Origin of the sequence: Paenibacillus yonginensis, from assembly GCF_001685395.1 — a bacterium.
GTDB lineage: Bacteria > Bacillota > Bacilli > Paenibacillales > Paenibacillaceae > Fontibacillus > Fontibacillus yonginensis.
In genome coordinates this window covers 3,133,144-3,149,023 of the sequence record NZ_CP014167.1, presented here as the reverse complement: position 1 = coordinate 3,149,023, position 15,880 = coordinate 3,133,144, and the positions used below count along the sequence as shown (strand labels likewise).

The following is a 15,880-nucleotide window of genomic DNA, read 5'->3' as shown; positions in this document are numbered from 1 at the left end:
TCCTTATTGGACGGTAATCGTCCCTGTCATTGAAGGGTGGACCTGGCAGTGATAGCTGTAGCTCCCCGGTTTATCAAGGGTAATCGTATAGGATTCACCGCTGGCCAGCAGCGGCGTAGCGAAGCTGCCGTTATCGGCAACGGCGCTGTGCTCCATATCGTCCAGATTGGTAAAGGTAATCTTGGAGCCGGCTTCGACGGTCAAAGGAGCACCGAAGGAGAAATCCTTGATGTTCACTGTATAGGTTTTAGCCGTTTGGCCCGGTGCAGGCTGCTGGGAAGGCGGAGTCGGCATCGAAGCGCCCCCGGCATTGGAATTCGAATTCATGCCGGAGGAAGCAGGGCTTCCGCCTGTAAAGGTGTCCGGATTGACTACAAACCAGACGTTCTCTACATTTTGTCCCGTTGTATCGCCGTGTTTCTTATCATTAATGAAGTAATAAAGCGGGTATCCCTTGAAGGTCGCTTGTTTGCTTCCGTCAGTGCGGGTGATCGAGCCAAAATCTTGCGCATTAAGCAAAGAAGGCAGGCTTCCGGAAGCGTCGAACGCCGGCCAGGCCACCAGGCAAGGACCGTCGCACACGCTCATTTGCGGCATATCCTGGGTCAAATAATATAAAGTACGGCCTTCGTTGTCCGTCAGGTATTTGCCCAACTGGGCGTTGGCGCCAAGCATAAGGCGATAATCCGGTTTGGCTGCGGTCCAGATCCCGTTCACGCCTTCCCCCAGTACGTCTCCGGCTTTGCTGTCTTTAACAAAGCGGTACAGCGGCCAGCCTTTATACATCCATTGCTTGGTGCCGCTTGCGTGCGTAACTAAGGCGAAATCAGACGGATTCAGCCCGGCAGGAATCTGCAGCTGATCCGAGTCCAGAAACGGCCAGGTGGCCAGGCATTGTCCCTGACAGGCATCCAGATTTCCGGCATCGTTCGAGAAGAAATACAAAGTGCGTCCCTGGCCGTCGGCCAGATAACGGCCAAGCTTGGCATCGGTGCGCAGCGTGATGCGGTCGCCGGCCGGCAGCGAGGCTGTCGCTGCAATAACGCCGTTTTGCTGCAGCGCTTCGAACAGCGTTTGGCCGGAGCGGGTGTTCGCGGACAAGGCTTCTACCAGTGCGGTTGCCAAATGGCTGTTGGTTAAAGCGGGCACGCCGGCAATCTGGTTCAGTCCTTGGCCTGCGGCGAAAGCTTCGGTATCGGTATAGTTAAAATCGTTGCCGGCTTTGAAGCCAAGCGTTTCCAGCAGCACTTTGTAGAATTGCTGAGAGCTGAGCTTGGCCAGCGGATCAAACCGGTTACCGGTTTTGCCGATCCAGCCGTATTGCGGATTGGCGTGCAGAAAGGCGAGAATGCGGCGGTTGTCCGCGTTCACAACTTTGGCGTCAGCGAAGTTGGCGCCTCCCTTGAACGCTTCGGCCTGGGCCAGCTTGCCCTGCAGCCGCAGCGAAATGATTGCGGCCTGGATTCTTGTTGTGTCTTTGGCCAAATAATCGGCATTGACCCCTTGGCCATCGCCGAGCAGCAGCTTGAACTGCGCTGCCGTTTGGCCGTCCGTGATTAGATGAGCGCCTGCAGGCTGAACGTTCGCCGCCCCGGCGGCAGCGGCCGTGGTGCTGTCAGCAGCAGCTGCAGACAAAGCCGGCAGCATGAGCGTGGTCCCTAGCGCCGCCACAGCCAGCAGTTTTTTGATTGTCCCCATGATTGTGAACCTCCCCTGTTTTAGCTTTCATGTAAGAGAAAACGCTCCAGGTCAAATTCCGGTTTGAAAAAGCCTTAAAATATTAATTTAAAATTTTGAAACGACCGTCTGTTTTCCTGTGGATAGTGAAATAGGAAGGGCCGGGTGATAAAATAAAGCAAACAGCCCTTATGAATTTTTGCAAGCGCTTCTATGACTATAAAAATAAGATGGTTGCAAAGCGGCAATCGTTTTCGGAAGGATGATTTGGCATGAAGGTGGAACCTGTTCGCGAGCTGGCGGCCAAGCTGAAGGAGAATATCGGCAAGGTGATTGTAGGGAAAGAAAATGAAGTCGAGCTTCTGTTGACGGCGCTTCTGGCATCCGGTCATGTGCTGCTTGAGGACGTGCCGGGAACCGGTAAAACGATGCTGGCCAAAAGTTTGGCTGCTTCTTTGGCGCTCAGCTTTCAAAGGATTCAGTTTACTCCCGATTTATTGCCTTCTGATTTGACAGGGATTCATTTCTACAACCAAAAGGAAGGTGAGTTTCAATTCCGGCCGGGGCCGCTGTTCTCCAGCGTCATTCTGGCCGATGAGATCAACCGGGCCACCCCGCGGACGCAGTCCAGCCTGCTGGAATGCATGGAGGAGCGGCAGGTCAGCATAGACGGCGAAACGATGGAGCTCGGCAGGCCGTTTATGGTGCTGGCCACGCAGAATCCGGTGGACAACCAGGGGACTTTTCCGCTTCCGGAAGCCCAGATGGACCGGTTTATGATCCGGATGAAATTAGGTTATCCTTCTTCAGCGGAGGCGCGGGAAATTTTGAAACGGACAGCCACCTTGCCTGGCCTTGGTGCGGACCGGGCGGAGCCGGTTACGTCGGCTGAAGAGGTGCTGGAGGCCCAGCGCCTGTGTGCCCAGGTTGAGGTGAACGAAGATTTGATGAGTTATATTGTAGCGCTCGCCGAGGCGACCCGCAGCCATGCGGAAGCGGCGCTGGGCATCAGCCCGCGCGGCACCCAGGCGTTGCTCCGCGCCAGCCAGGCTTATGCGGCGCTGAAAGGCAGGGAATATGTGCTGCCGGACGATATCAAACATCTGCTGATCCCGGTCTGTGCCCACCGGCTTGTGCTGAAGAAGCGTTACGGGGCTCCGCAGGATGCTGCCGGGCGTATTCTGCTTGAAGCGATGGAACGGGTCGCGGTGCCGAGCGAAGCGGCACTGGAAAGCGGCGTGAAATAAGATGGCGCTGCTGTGGCTGCTGTTAGCCTGCGGTCTGACGCTGGTGCTGCAGGGCCTGGTACTGGGCAGAGGCGCGTTAAGAAAGCTGACCTATGAGCGGCATTTCAGCACGGGGGTTTGTTATGCCGGCGACCGGATTGAAATGGTTGAGGTCATCGAGAACGGCAAGCTTCTGCCCGTGCCCTGGCTGCGTCTTGAAGCGATGCTGCCCTCTTCCCTGATCTTCAAACGAAGCCGGGAGATGACGATCAGCGAAGGGAATATTTATCAGAATCACACCAGCCTGTTCACGATCCGCCCCAGAACCCGGATCACGCGGACGCATCAGCTTCAGTGTGTCCGCCGGGGGATCTACCGGATTGATTCGGCGACGATGACCGGCGGAGATTTGTTTGCTTTGTTCACACCGACACGCCAGATCAGGATAGACAGACGCCTGGTCGTTTATCCGGCCCTGCTCAGCGAAGACGAACTGCCTTCCTCCTGGAAGACGTGGCAGGGGGAGCTGGCCGTCCGGCGCTGGATGGTTCAAGATCCGTTTCTGATTACCGGAATTCGCGGTTATGCCCCGGGGGATCCCATGAACCGGATTCACTGGAAGGCCACCGCCCGTTCCGGGGAACTGCAGGTTCATCAAAACGGCTTTACCGCTGATCCGCAAGTGATGATCCTGCTTAACATCGAAGAGTCCGAGCGTATGTGGAATGTGGTGACCCGGCCGGAGATCGTGGAAGAAGCCTTTTCTTATGCGGCTACGTGCGCGGCCTTGCTGCTTCATCAGGGTATGGCGGCCGGATTTGGCCATAATGCCTCTGTCCAGCAGGAGCACCAGGACATGCTGAGACTCGAACCAGAATACGGCTCGGCCCAGCTGGACCGGATTCTGGAGGCGATGGCGGCGGCGGATATGAAGATCCGGATGTCGTTTTTCGAATTTTTGCGGCTGGAGGCAGGCAGGGAACACGAGACCACGCTTGATTATCTGCTGGTTACCGCCCATCTGTCCGAACCGGTCCGGGAAGGGATCCGGCTGCTGGAACAGCAGGGGCACCGGGTAACCCTGGCCGGCTGGCCGGAGAATAAGGAGGCGGTGGTATGAAACAGCTGAAGCCTTTCGGCGGGTTGGGCAGAACGCTTGGCTTCTCGCTGCTGGAAGCCGGATCGGTTTATCCGTTTATCGTCCTGCTAACAGCGTTCGCCCTGCACTTGCCTCCATTGATGTTCCTGCTAGCTGTTTGGATCGCCCATGCGGCGGGCGTGCTGCTCGGCACCGCCAGGTCCCGCGGAGACTTGGGCCGCTCGCGGCTGGGGACCCCTCTGTTGATAGCGGCGGTGCTGCTGGTGCCGGCAGCCGTTATCGGCTTACGGCTCCCGGCTGTGCTGGCCGCGGCCGCTTTGCTTGCAGCAGCGGTACGCGGGCTGGTTGCAGGCCGCAAGCAGTGGCCGGCATTCGCGCCGCTTCGTCTGCCGCTCATCGGTCTGGCCGCAGCGCTGGTCGTGTACATTACGGCTGGGCGGGTTGCTGTCCTCGAGCCGCACCGGACTTCGCTGTATATCGTAGCGATGCTTGTGCTGTTTATGCTTTTGCTCCGCTGGAACGGGGAGCGGGTCTATTATGCGTCCCACGCTCAGGAAACGGACCTTCCGCTGTTTCGCCGCATTCTGGCCGCCAACCGTTCCTTGACGTGGCTGGTCATCGTTTTTATCGCTGTGCTTGGGGGCTGGAAGGGGCTTGGCAGCCTTCTTCTGCTGCTGCGTGACGGACTGCGCACGCTGTTCTCCTATCTGGAGTCGGATGCGCCGCCTCCAGAACCGCCTGCTATGCCGGCTGAGCCGGCCCAGATGCCGAATCTGCCCGGGATGGACGAGGGGCCGGTCAAACATCCCTTGTGGCTGCAGATAGCCGGCTACGTGGTTCTCGCTTTAGCAGGACTGGTGGCTGCGGTGCTGCTCGGCTACGGAATATACCGGCTGATCCGGAGATGGCTGCCGGAACGAATCCGGCGGCTGCTTCGAGGCCTCGCTTACCGGCTGGGTCTGCTTAGATCGATTCGTCAGGTGTCTCCTGAAGCAGCCGATTTCGTAGACGAAGTGGAGAAGATTGACCGGCTTCACAACGGTTCCCGCGGGATTCGCGGCATTCGGCGTTTGTGGAAGAGCTCCGGCGATGTGGGAGAGGACGACCCGCGTCGGGTTTATGAGAATCTGATTCGCCGTGCAGTCCGGAAAGGGTATGCCTTCCGTTCAAGCCGTACGCCTTCCGAGAACGGGATCACGATGACCTCGGATTCCTCTTGGACAGAACTGTCGGCCGAAGAGGTGGAGAACATCATCAGCCGGTATAATGCCGTCCGTTACAGACGCGGCAATCCTCGGGAATAACGGCATCAATCGAATAACGTCTTCGTATTTCCGGGTTTTGAAGGCCGGAAGACCGAAATCAGGTAACCGACGATAGCCGGCATAGCAAAGGTGATGATGCCGATCAGCACATTGCTGGCACCGCCCATCGTGATTAGGCTTAAGCCCATGAGCAGACTGTCGAACACGACATGGGCGAACATGACCGCGATATACCCGTGCCGCAGGAAGATATAGCTGAACAGCAGGCCGATAATGGTCAGCTCGATCGGTCTGGAGATAACCGGATAAATCGGGTAAAGCGTATGGCCGAACGCCCAGATCAAGGTGGTGATCAGGCTGGCCACAAAGGTGCTGCGGACGATTTTCTTCAGCATCGGGATGCCAAACAGCCGGTAGACGGCTTCTTCGCCGATGCCGGCCATCCAGGCCATCAGCGGGAACAGCCAAGGATAAACCATGTTGTAAGGAGACTGCGTTTCATCGGTTGTCGACCACGTATGCAGGGTCAATCCGAGAGCCAAGTAGATCAGGGACTGAACGCCCAGCAGAATCAGCGCCCAGGCATACCCGTTTAATGCGCTGTGGAGAACGTGGCTGCCATAGCCCGCTTCCCGGGACCGGAGCCACATATTGCGGCCCTTCTGTCTCCAGAGGCCGTCGCCTCCGACCAAAGAGAAATAAATCGAAGCCGTCATCACCAGCGTGGCCATCAGCTGAAAGGCCATGGCAAAGGCCAGCGCCGCTCCGCTGACGCCTTCCGCTTCAAAGGCGGGCAGCATATTGAGGGTGCTCGCTACATTGATAAACAGATAAAATAACGTCAGAAAAATGCCGCGTTTGAACGAAGCGTACGGCCGGGTTCTGGCGCTGTAGACAATCGCCAAAATACCGAGAATAAAGCTGAGGAAAGCATAACCGGCAAAAGTAAGCCAGGTGGCGAGTCTCGACTGCTGATCCACATATTCGGTATGGCTGACCGGAACGGTAAAACGGGACTCCAGGGAGGAAACCCTGTTGTACTCAAAGTGGAAAATAAGCTGTCCCTGGGCTTCGCCCATTTTATAGCCCTGTACATTATAAATGAGGCCAACCCCGCCTGAATCAACAGGCTGAAGCTGTTCGGGCTTAAAGCCAAACGCGAGCACAAAAGGCGCGGCCAGCTGTTCTTTCTCCTCCTGGGTAAGTTCTCCCTCCATCGACTTTACTTTGGCAGTTCCGTCAGCGGATTTCAGCAGCTCATCCCTGACGCTCCGGTTCCACAGCTCGCCGCCATAAAATCCGACTACATTGCCGTCTTTCATGTTGACATCGACGTATAGGGCATCCAGATGGCTGTCGGGATGTTTGAACCTCACGCGGAACAGCTCCGCCGGGAAAGCTTTGCCGTATTGGTCGTTGTATTTGTTCAGCAGATTTTCTTTGGACAGATACCCGTATACATCGGAAAATGTAGCATAGGTAGCCTCGGCCTCATCTTGCCGGATATCCGGGAATTGGAGCGTATTGGCGGCAAAATCGGCTGCTGCCTGGATCGCCTGGGTTTTGCTGATCGTTCCGCCGCCCTCGGATGAACCGCTCTTCAGTGCAGGAACCAGCTGCTCGTATACAAATAAAATCAGTCCGATTACAGCAAGCGTCCATAATACTTTTGGTTTCAAAAAGCCAACTCCTTTGTTTATATTCCTTCCAGTAACATAACACATGTACTACAAAGCTTGCCAGATTGCAGGAAAAAGGGGTAAGGTTGTATTCGGGTTCAAAAAGGGTAAATTTATATATATGAATTTTAGCTGAATAAGGGTTATCCTAAGTTCTGTTGAATAATTAATTGAAGTTTGATGTAAAGGAGAAGCCTGATTTGAAAAAACGCAAATTTTCACCGCCGCAGATCCTGGTGCTGGGTTTTGCTTTAATTATAGCAATAGGCACTTTTTTGTTGATGCTGCCCATTTCCATTAAACAAGACGGGCGGCTTTCCTGGATTGACGCCTTGTTTACGGCTACCTCCGCGACGTGCGTAACTGGTCTTACTGTTAAGGACACCGGGACCTTCTTTACACCGTTTGGTCAGGTCGTCATCCTGGCTCTGGTCCAGGTCGGCGGACTCGGCTTTATGACGATGGCTACATTGTTCTCGCTGGTTCTGAAGCGGCGGATTTCTTTAAAGGACCGGCTGCTGCTGCAGCAGGCCATGAATCAGAATACAATGGAGGGCATCGTGCGACTGATCCGCAAGGTGATGGTTTATTCGGTCGTTATAGAAGGCACGGCCGCTCTGGCTCTGACCTTGCGCTGGGCTGTGGAGATGCCGTTTAGTCAGGCGGTTTATTATGGCGTCTTTCATGCGATCTCGTTGTTTAACAACGCCGGCTTTGACCTGCTTGGCAACTTTCAGAGCTTGACACGGCATGTATCCGACCCGATCGTCAACCTGATCAGCATGGTGCTTATTATTTCCGGAGGCATCGGATTTATTGTCATCTCGGACCTGGTAGATTACCGCAAGCACCGCGGGCTTTCACTGCACTCCAAAGTAGTATTATCTATGTCCGGCGCTTTAATCGCAATCGGGGCTATTGTGATTTTTATCTTTGAGTTCACCAATCCCTATACGCTCGAACCGCTTAACTGGGCAGGAAAAATCTGGAGTTCGTTCTTCCAGTCGATAACGCCTCGTTCCGGGGGCGTGGCCACTTTAGATATCGCTTCTATGCGCCATGCGACCCAGTTCTTTATTATTATTCTGATGTTTATCGGCGCAGCTCCAGGTTCGACAGGCGGCGGGATCAAAGTGACGACCTTTGCGATTCTGATCGGAGCGATGTTCTCCATGATCCGCGGGCGGGATGATATCGTGATGTTCCGCTACCGGATTGTGCAGGAACGGATCGTTAAGGCGCTTACGATCACCCTGCTTACTTTGTTTTTGCTGATTTTTATCGCCATGGTTTTGTCCACGACAGAATCAGCGGACTTCCTGAGCATTTTGTTTGAAACGACTTCGGCATTCAGCACCGTTGGGCTGTCTATGGGGTTAACGACAAAGCTGACGGTCTTCGGAAAAATCGTCATTTGTATTACAATGTTTATCGGGCGTTTGGGTCCGCTTACTCTAGCTTATGCGCTTGGCCCAAAAAAAGGCCGGGAATTATACCGGCATCCGGAAGGCCAAATGATTATCGGATAAGGAGAAGAAAGATCAACTATGAAAAATCAGCAATTTGTTGTCATCGGCCTCGGCCGTTTCGGTTCAAGCCTTGCGCTTGAATTGATGGATTTAGGATATGAGGTGCTCGGCGTAGACCGGAATGAAGAGGTTGTCGATGAAATGAGCAACTTTCTTACTTATGCGGTGGTGGCGGATGCGACGGACGAGGATATGCTGCGTTCGCTGGGTATCCGTAATTTCGACTGCGGCATCGTGGCGATCGGAGACGATATCCAGATGAGCATTCTCGCCGCGATCCTGCTCAAAGAAATGGGTATCCGCCAGGTTGTCGCCAAAGCCATTTCCGTGCTCCACGGCAGGGCTTTGGAGAAGCTGGGCGTGGACCGCGTTATTTTTCCGGAACGTGATATGGGCATTCGGGTGGCCCACCAGCTGGTGACGCCAAATTTGCTGGATTACATTGAATTATCCAAAGACTACAGTATCGTGGAGTTAACGGTGCCGGCAGCGCTGGACGGGAAGACGATCGGCGAAGTGAATGCCCGTTCCCGCTTCGGCTGCAGTATCGTTGCGGTTCAGAAGCCCGGCGGGTGCCTGATTGCCCCCACGTCGTTGGACTTGATGAACACGAATGATATAATGGTGGTTATAGGCAATAATAACAGCATTCATGATTTTGAAACGGCCATAGATGAATATGGACAAGAGCCTCAATAAAAATGGCGCGCCGGCTGTCTGCCCGGCAGACTGAAGGAAGATTTTGTCTCGGAAAGGGATGTTGGGGAGTGTTAAATAAGGGTACGGCTGCTGCTTTATTAGAGAAGGCCGCAGTCTTCATCCGGTCGAGTTATCCGGAATTAGGCAAAGGTCCGGAGGAAACCGAGCACCGGATCAGTGAAATTACGTCAAGCATTGTGAAAACAGGCACTTACTGTCATACTGCCGAAGAATTGGCATTCGGTGCCAAAGCCGCCTGGCGCAACAGCAGCCGCTGCATCGGCCGTCTGTTCTGGGATTCGCTAGCCGTACGCGATGCCCGTCAGCTGGAGACGGCTGCGGAGGTGGCGGAAGCCATCTTTGAGCATATCAGCACTGCTACTAATGGCGGGAAGATCAAACCGACGATCACGATTTTTCGTCAGGCCTTGGAAGGGCGGGAGATCCGCATCTGGAACCATCAGCTGATTCGCTATGCCGGTTACGAGACGGAGGAGGACGGGATAGTCGGCGATCCGGCGTCACTGGAGCTGACCGATGCGGCTCTTCGCCTCGGTTGGAAGGGAGCCGGCACGCCGTTCGACGTACTGCCGCTGATTCTTCAAATCGACGGGCAGGAACCGGAATGGTTCCCGCTGCCGGAAGAGCTTGTGCTGGAGGTGCCGCTGAGCCATCCGGACAATCCGGCGTTTGACAGGCTGGGCCTGCGTTGGTACGGCGTTCCGTTTATTGCCGATATGGCGCTGGAGATTGGCGGTCTCCGGTACACCGCAGCACCGTTTAACGGCTGGTACATGGAGACGGAGATCGGCGCCCGCAATCTGGCTGACCAAGGCCGTTACAACAAGCTGCCGGAGGTTGCCGATGCGTTTGGACTCGATCGGAGCAGTCCAGCTACGCTGTGGAAGGACCGCGCGCTTGTGGAGCTGAATGTGGCCGTCCTGCATTCATTCAAGCGGCACGGGGTCAGCATCGTGGATCATCACACGGCCGCGCAGCAGTTTGTCAGATTCGAGGAGCGCGAAGCCGCGGAAGGCAGGGAGGTCAACGGACGCTGGACCTGGCTGATCCCGCCGATGTCCCCGGCGGCGACGCCGATTTGGGACCGGCCCTATCAGGAACGGGAGGTTTCGCCGAACTATGTGTACCAGGAGCGGCCGTATGGGCCGGGGCGGGGCAGTGGTGAAGGGGAGGCGGCAGCCGAAAGCGGAGCAGGAGCCGGAGCAAGAGTGGAAGCCGGAGCCGGAGCAAGCGGCCGCATAGAAGGGATGGCCTCGATTTCAGCATCTCATCCGGGCGAGGGTGAAGCACGACCGCCTATGCAGGGCTGCCCGTTCCATTCCTGAACGCTAGATTTCCTGATATCGGCTTCTCACACCAAAGATTCTTCAACCGGAAAGGACAAGCTGCTGCGGAATAAATCCTTGATTTCCGCGGCCCATTCCAGGGCCTGGCTGCCGTTCTCGGGCTGCAGCGGATAGATGAGACAGGTGGCGCGCCGCGTTTCGCCGAGCTCCTTCATCGGCAGCGAAACAAGCTCGTTCTCGCGCAGCAGCTGCGGCCGCAAATAAGATCGGGGCAGCAGGGCCGCGGCTTTGCAGATCGGCAGCAGCCGGACGATGGCTTCGAAGGAGTCAATCTCCATCCGGGTGTCGGGATTCACGGCGTATTTGCCGAACAGGTTGTCAACCAGCCTGCGGTACCAGGTATCCTTGGAGAAGGTAATCATCGGCAGTCCGTTCAAATCCTCCATGACGACGGCGCGTCCGATCCGCGTCAGCTTGTGCTTGCGGGGGACCACCAGCATCAGGTGATCCTGGAACAGCGGAATGCATTGCAGGCCGGGATCGGAGATGGAGGAGGCAATGACGCCGAGATCAAGTTTATTTTCCTTCACTTGAGATACGATTTCATGCGTTTTGCCCGTTACCAGCTTCAGCTCGGTATCCGGATATTTATCCATCAGCGCTTCAATCAGCGGCGGAAGCGTCGTTTGAATGGTGGTCAGGCTAGCGCCTACCGTAGCAATAGTCCTTACAGGATTCTTGAAGCGGGAGATGGACTTCATAAACTCGTTATGGCGCGACCGCTGTTCAATGGCATAGTTGTAAGCGGCCTGGCCGGTTTCGGTCAGCTCGAGCCTTTTTCCTTTGCGGTCGAACAACACGACCCCCAGCTCCTCCTCGAGCTTGGCAATTTTGCGGGATAAGGCAGGCTGAGACAAATTTAACAGCTTTGATGCCTTGTTCAGGCTTGACTGCTCGACTACAGTGGCAAATACCCATAAATCCTCGTTCATCCCCGCGTCTCTCCTTTAAAAAGATGGCTCTATTTTCTCGCTATATAACTAAAGGTTATAACATTTAATAAATATATTGCAATTCCATTATAAGCTAAAAAAGAGTAACATTAAAGCGACACAAGTTGTTCACATCTAACGTCCGACATTTGAGCCGCGGTTAAAGTAGATTTCAGAGCCTTCGGCTTGGCGGAATGCAGCGGATCGTGGCAGCTTGAATCGATAGAAATCGAAAAATGTAACCGCCATCATCGACAAAGACGGAATCGTGAAAGGGGTAAACGCATTTATGAAAGGGTTTTATTCCAGAAAGCTGCACTCGCTATTGGGGATCATTCCGTTAGGTTTTTTTCTGCTGGAGCACATGATCACCAACTTTTCGGCCGTTGAAGGCGGACCGGAGGGATTCAGGGACGCGGTAAAATGGATTAACAGTCTGCCGCTGGTGCTCGTGCTTGAAATTTTGTTTATATGGCTGCCGCTGCTGTACCACGGTGTTTATGGCACTTATATTGCTTTTCAGGCCAAGCCGAACAACAACCGCTTCAAGCACGAACGCAATCTCCGGTATACGCTGCAACGGGTGACGGGGATTATTGCCTTGTTCTTTATCGGCTGGCATATCTGGCAGACGCGGATTCAGGTTTCCTTGGGCAATGTGACGCATGAAGGGCTGGGCAAATGGATGCATGACATCGTGACGCAGCCGGTTTATTTCATCATTTACCTGATCAGCGTGATCGCGGTATCGTTCCATTTTACGAACGGGCTTTGGTCGTTTATGGTCAGCTGGGGTATCACGGTCGGACCGCGCTCCCAGCGGGTTTCTTCTTATATTTGCATGGGATTGTTTGTCATTGTCGCCGTCATGTTCACCTGGTCGCTGTTTGTATTCCGCGGCATTGAATTTGAGGCGGACGGTACGGCTATGCTTCAGACGCTGAAGACGTTCATAGGATAAGGAGTGGCATAAGACATGGCTAAAAAAAGCATTATTGTCGTCGGAGGAGGCCTGGCCGGCCTGATGGCGACTATTAAGGCAGCCGAGGCGGGCGTTCAGGTAGCCCTGTTCTCGCTGGTTCCGGTTAAACGTTCGCACTCCGTTTGCGCCCAGGGCGGCATCAACGGAGCGGTAAATACAAAAGGCGAAGGCGACTCCCCTTGGGAGCATTTTGACGATACGGTCTACGGCGGCGATTTCCTGGCGAACCAGCCTCCGGTTAAAGCGATGTGCGAGGCGGCGCCGGGCATCATCCACCTGATGGACCGCATGGGCGTTATGTTCAACCGCACCCCGGAAGGTCTGCTGGATTTCCGCCGTTTCGGCGGGACCCAATACCACCGCACGGCTTTTGCCGGGGCGACCACCGGGCAGCAGCTGCTGTACGCGCTGGATGAGCAGGTGCGCCGGTTTGAATCGGAGGGCCTGGTGACGAAATATGAATCCTGGGAATTCCTGAAGGCCGTCATTGACGATGAAGGCATCTGCCGGGGGATTACTGCCCAAAATCTCAGATCCATGGAAGTAGTGACCTTTAAGGCGGATGCCACGATTTTGGCGACCGGCGGTCCCGGCATTATTTTCGGCAAAACGACCAACTCGGTCATCAACACTGGTACTGCGGCAAGCGCCGTGTACCAGCAGGGCGTCGATTACGCCAACGGCGAGTTTATTCAGATCCATCCGACGGCAATTCCCGGCGACGATAAGCTGCGCCTGATGTCCGAATCGGCCCGCGGCGAAGGCGGTCGGATCTGGACCTACAAGGACGGCAAGCCGTGGTACTTCCTCGAGGAGAAGTATCCCGCATACGGCAACCTGGTGCCGCGCGATATCGCCACCCGCGAAATCTTCCACGTGTGTGTGGACCAGAAGCTGGGCATCAACGGTGAGAACATGGTATACCTCGATTTGTCGCATAAAGATCCGAAGGAGCTGGACGTGAAGCTCGGCGGCATCATTGAAATCTACGAGAAGTTTATGGGCGACGACCCGCGTAAAATTCCGATGAAAATCTTCCCTGCGGTCCACTATTCCATGGGCGGCCTGTGGGTCGATTACAATCAGATGACAAGCATTCCGGGGCTGTTTGCCGCAGGGGAATGCGAATATCAATACCACGGCGCGAACCGTCTGGGAGCCAACTCGTTGCTGTCGGCCATTTACGGCGGCATGGTTGCCGGACCGAAGGCAGTCGAATATATCCGCGGCCTCAAGAAATCGGCAGAGGACGTATCTTCTTCCGTCTATGAGGCAGCCAAGAAAGCGGAAGAACAGAAATACGAGGGCATTCTGGCCATGAACGGCACGGAAAATGCTTACGTCATCCACAAGGAGCTAGGCGAATGGATGACCGACAACATGACTGTGGTTCGCTACAACAACAAGCTGGAAGCGACGATCAACAAAATCAAGGAATTGAAAGAGCGCCATAAACGCATCAACATCAACGATACTTCCCGCTGGAACAATGCAGGCGCTGCTTTCACCCGTCAGCTCGGCAACATGCTGGAGCTGGCTGAAGCGATGACGACAGGCGCTCTGCTGCGCAATGAAAGCCGCGGCGCGCATTACAAGCCGGATTTCCCAAACCGGAACGATGAAGAATTCCTGAAGACGACCCGGGCGAAATTCACCCCGGACGGACCGCAGATTAGTTATGAGGACGTGGACGTATCGCTGATCCCGCCGCGGATTCGGGACTACTCCAAGGACAAACACTAAGAAGGAGGAACAGGTCATGGCCGAAACAACCGCATCCAAAAAAGTGAAGTTTATCATCACCCGTCAGGATGATCCGAAATCTCCCTCCTACACGGAGGAGTTTGAGCTTAACTACCGCCCCGGCATGAACGTGATCAGCGCGCTGATGGAAATTCAGCGCAATCCGGTTAACGCCGGCGGCAAACATACGGCACCTGTATGCTGGGAGTCCAACTGTCTGGAGGAAGTATGCGGAGCTTGCTCGATGGTCATCAACGGCAAACCCCGTCAGGCCTGCGCCGCTTTGGTCGACAAGCTGGAGCAGCCGGTGCGCATCGAACCGATGAAGACCTTCCCGGTCGTACGTGATTTGATTATCGACCGCAGCCGCATGTTTAATGCACTGAAGCGGGTAAAAGCCTGGATTCCGATCGACGGCACGTATGATTTGGGGCCGGGGCCGCGGATGGCGGAGAAGAAACGCCAGTGGGCTTACGAGCTGTCCAAATGCATGACTTGCGGCGTCTGCCTGGAAGCTTGCCCGAACGTCAATGACAAAACCAATTTCATTGGCCCAGCGCCGATTTCCCAGGTTCGTCTGTTCAATGCTCATCCAACAGGCGAAATGAACGCGGAGGAACGTCTGGAGGCGCTGATGGAAGACGGCGGCATCGAAGGCTGCGGCAACTCCCAGAACTGCGTGCGCTCTTGTCCTAAAGGCATTCCGCTGACAACTTCCATTGCCGAAATGAATAAACAGACTACCAAACACATGTTCAAACGTTGGCTGACGAGCTGATCAGCCGCGGTCGCGGTTTGAAGTTCTTAAAGAACGGCCCTTAAGATGAATGGGCAACAGGCTCCCCAAGCTCCCAAGCTTTTTCCGGCTTGAGGAGCTTGTTTTTTTGTTATTTGCCCTATTGCTTAGGGTAATAAGAAGCAAGCCTGCAGCCGCAAGGGTACTTTGTGCGGATTGTGTTCCACCCTTAGGTGTTTTATATTCTCTTTATAACCGAAGAAAATTGCCGGTCCTGTGACATCAGAAATTCCTTCGCTCATAAATCCAGCCTGGATAAAGGAGGCACAGGAATGCCCACTTCACTCAAGCAAGAACTCCGCAACCGGTTCCCTATGCTGCAAAGCGAACGGTTGCTGCTTCGAAAAGTATTGCCGAAGGATGAACAAGAGTTACACGGCCTGCTTAACGAACCGCTCATTCAGCGTTATATTGCCTTTCGCCCGGAGACGGCAGGCAGTGCCGAACGGCTTAGACGGTATTTTGAGGACTGCCATTTCGCGATGACCTCCCTTCATTTTGTAGTAAGTGACAGGGAATCGGGCAGCGTGGCGGGGCTGTGCTCTTTTCAGCGCTGGAATGAAGAGGAAGGGAACGCGAACATAGGATATATGATTGCTCCCCGATATTGGAACCGGGGGATGGCTACGGAAGCCGCCAGCATGCTGCTGGAATTTGGCTTTGGGCGCCTGGGGCTGAAACGGGTTTATGCCTGCTGCGCCCCAGACAACGAGGCTTCCGGCAAGGTGCTGCACAAATGTGGTTTTGAACGGCTGGGCCGAAGCAATCGGGCCTCATGGAAGAAGGGGAAGGAAGTCCGCCCGGCCCATTATTTTATGCTGGCAGCGGAATCCAGACAACAAACGTCCGTGCGTTATGCTTTGTTACACAATTGAAATATTACTGT

The 15,880-nt window shown here is 54.9% G+C and carries 13 protein-coding genes; 10 read left to right on the top strand and 3 right to left on the bottom strand.

Annotated features, from left to right (window positions below):
• Positions 1–3: 3 nt before the first annotated feature.
• Entirely contained in the window at positions 4–1,698 is a 1,695-nt protein-coding gene (locus tag AWM70_RS14250; protein ID WP_068697451.1) for a plastocyanin/azurin family copper-binding protein, read from the bottom strand.
• A 251-nt stretch (positions 1,699–1,949) separates the two neighbouring features.
• Here AWM70_RS14250 and AWM70_RS14245 point away from each other — a divergent pair, with 251 nt between their 5' ends.
• From AWM70_RS14245 to AWM70_RS14235, 3 genes are read left to right on the top strand one after another with little or no spacing between them, the layout of a single operon-like run.
• Positions 1,950–2,924, top strand: a complete 975-nt coding sequence (locus AWM70_RS14245) for an AAA family ATPase (protein WP_068697449.1) — start codon at positions 1,950–1,952, stop codon at positions 2,922–2,924.
• A 1-nt stretch (position 2,925) separates the two neighbouring features.
• The gene (locus AWM70_RS14240) at positions 2,926–4,023 is read left to right on the top strand and encodes a DUF58 domain-containing protein (protein ID WP_068697447.1); all 1,098 of its coding nucleotides are present in this window, start codon (positions 2,926–2,928) and stop codon (positions 4,021–4,023) included.
• Positions 4,020–5,306, top strand: a complete 1,287-nt coding sequence (locus AWM70_RS14235; protein ID WP_068697445.1) for a hypothetical protein — start codon at positions 4,020–4,022, stop codon at positions 5,304–5,306. The genes AWM70_RS14240 and AWM70_RS14235 overlap by 4 nt, the downstream gene beginning before the upstream one ends.
• A 5-nt stretch (positions 5,307–5,311) precedes the next feature.
• On the opposite strand, the gene AWM70_RS14230 is transcribed toward AWM70_RS14235, so the two are convergent.
• Positions 5,312–6,946 (bottom strand): CPBP family intramembrane glutamic endopeptidase, encoded by a 1,635-nt coding sequence (locus AWM70_RS14230; protein WP_237167722.1) that lies wholly within the window; start codon positions 6,944–6,946, stop codon positions 5,312–5,314.
• A 200-nt stretch (positions 6,947–7,146) separates the two neighbouring features.
• Here AWM70_RS14230 and AWM70_RS14225 point away from each other — a divergent pair, with 200 nt between their 5' ends.
• The 3 genes from AWM70_RS14225 (at position 7,147) to AWM70_RS14215 (ending at position 10,520) form a co-directional block, all read left to right on the top strand.
• Entirely contained in the window at positions 7,147–8,475 is a 1,329-nt protein-coding gene (locus AWM70_RS14225) for a TrkH family potassium uptake protein (protein ID WP_335582134.1), read from the top strand.
• An 18-nt stretch (positions 8,476–8,493) separates the two neighbouring features.
• A complete protein-coding gene (locus AWM70_RS14220; RefSeq protein WP_068697438.1) occupies positions 8,494–9,174 on the top strand; it encodes a potassium channel family protein in 681 nt (226 codons plus the stop codon).
• A 68-nt stretch (positions 9,175–9,242) separates the two neighbouring features.
• On the top strand, positions 9,243–10,520 hold the full coding sequence (locus AWM70_RS14215) for a nitric oxide synthase oxygenase (RefSeq protein ID WP_237167721.1): 1,278 nt from the start codon (positions 9,243–9,245) through the stop codon (positions 10,518–10,520).
• A gap of 26 nt (positions 10,521–10,546) precedes the next feature.
• Here AWM70_RS14215 and AWM70_RS14210 read toward each other — a convergent pair whose 3' ends face one another.
• Positions 10,547–11,473, bottom strand: coding sequence for a LysR family transcriptional regulator (locus AWM70_RS14210; protein WP_068697434.1), 927 nt, complete (start codon positions 11,471–11,473; stop codon positions 10,547–10,549).
• A gap of 289 nt (positions 11,474–11,762) precedes the next feature.
• On the opposite strand from AWM70_RS14210, the gene AWM70_RS14205 reads away from it, so the two are divergent.
• The 4 genes from AWM70_RS14205 to AWM70_RS14190 all read left to right on the top strand — a co-directional run bounded on the left by AWM70_RS14205 (position 11,763) and on the right by AWM70_RS14190 (position 15,869).
• Positions 11,763–12,434, top strand: coding sequence for a succinate dehydrogenase cytochrome b558 subunit (locus AWM70_RS14205; protein ID WP_068697432.1), 672 nt, complete (start codon positions 11,763–11,765; stop codon positions 12,432–12,434).
• A gap of 15 nt (positions 12,435–12,449) precedes the next feature.
• The gene (gene sdhA, locus AWM70_RS14200) at positions 12,450–14,198 is read left to right on the top strand and encodes a succinate dehydrogenase flavoprotein subunit (RefSeq protein ID WP_068697430.1); all 1,749 of its coding nucleotides are present in this window, start codon (positions 12,450–12,452) and stop codon (positions 14,196–14,198) included.
• A 16-nt stretch (positions 14,199–14,214) separates the two neighbouring features.
• On the top strand, positions 14,215–14,976 hold the full coding sequence (gene sdhB, locus AWM70_RS14195) for a succinate dehydrogenase iron-sulfur subunit (protein ID WP_068697429.1): 762 nt from the start codon (positions 14,215–14,217) through the stop codon (positions 14,974–14,976).
• 290 nt (positions 14,977–15,266) lie between these two features.
• Positions 15,267–15,869 carry a GNAT family N-acetyltransferase gene (locus AWM70_RS14190; protein ID WP_068697427.1) on the top strand — a complete coding sequence of 201 codons (603 nt, stop codon included), beginning with the start codon at positions 15,267–15,269 and terminating at the stop codon, positions 15,867–15,869.
• Positions 15,870–15,880 lie beyond the last annotated feature (11 nt).

Coding starts and splice junctions, on each gene's coding strand:
- AWM70_RS14210 (WP_068697434.1), bottom strand. CDS start 11,473: ATGAACGAGGATTTATGGGTATTTGCCACTGTAGTCGAGCAGTCAAGC.
- AWM70_RS14240 (WP_068697447.1), top strand. CDS start 2,926: ATGGCGCTGCTGTGGCTGCTGTTAGCCTGCGGTCTGACGCTGGTGCTG.
- AWM70_RS14220 (WP_068697438.1), top strand. CDS start 8,494: ATGAAAAATCAGCAATTTGTTGTCATCGGCCTCGGCCGTTTCGGTTCA.
- AWM70_RS14235 (WP_068697445.1), top strand. CDS start 4,020: ATGAAACAGCTGAAGCCTTTCGGCGGGTTGGGCAGAACGCTTGGCTTC.
- sdhB (WP_068697429.1), top strand. CDS start 14,215: ATGGCCGAAACAACCGCATCCAAAAAAGTGAAGTTTATCATCACCCGT.
- AWM70_RS14245 (WP_068697449.1), top strand. CDS start 1,950: ATGAAGGTGGAACCTGTTCGCGAGCTGGCGGCCAAGCTGAAGGAGAAT.
- AWM70_RS14190 (WP_068697427.1), top strand. CDS start 15,267: ATGCCCACTTCACTCAAGCAAGAACTCCGCAACCGGTTCCCTATGCTG.
- sdhA (WP_068697430.1), top strand. CDS start 12,450: ATGGCTAAAAAAAGCATTATTGTCGTCGGAGGAGGCCTGGCCGGCCTG.
- AWM70_RS14250 (WP_068697451.1), bottom strand. CDS start 1,698: ATGGGGACAATCAAAAAACTGCTGGCTGTGGCGGCGCTAGGGACCACG.
- AWM70_RS14205 (WP_068697432.1), top strand. CDS start 11,763: ATGAAAGGGTTTTATTCCAGAAAGCTGCACTCGCTATTGGGGATCATT.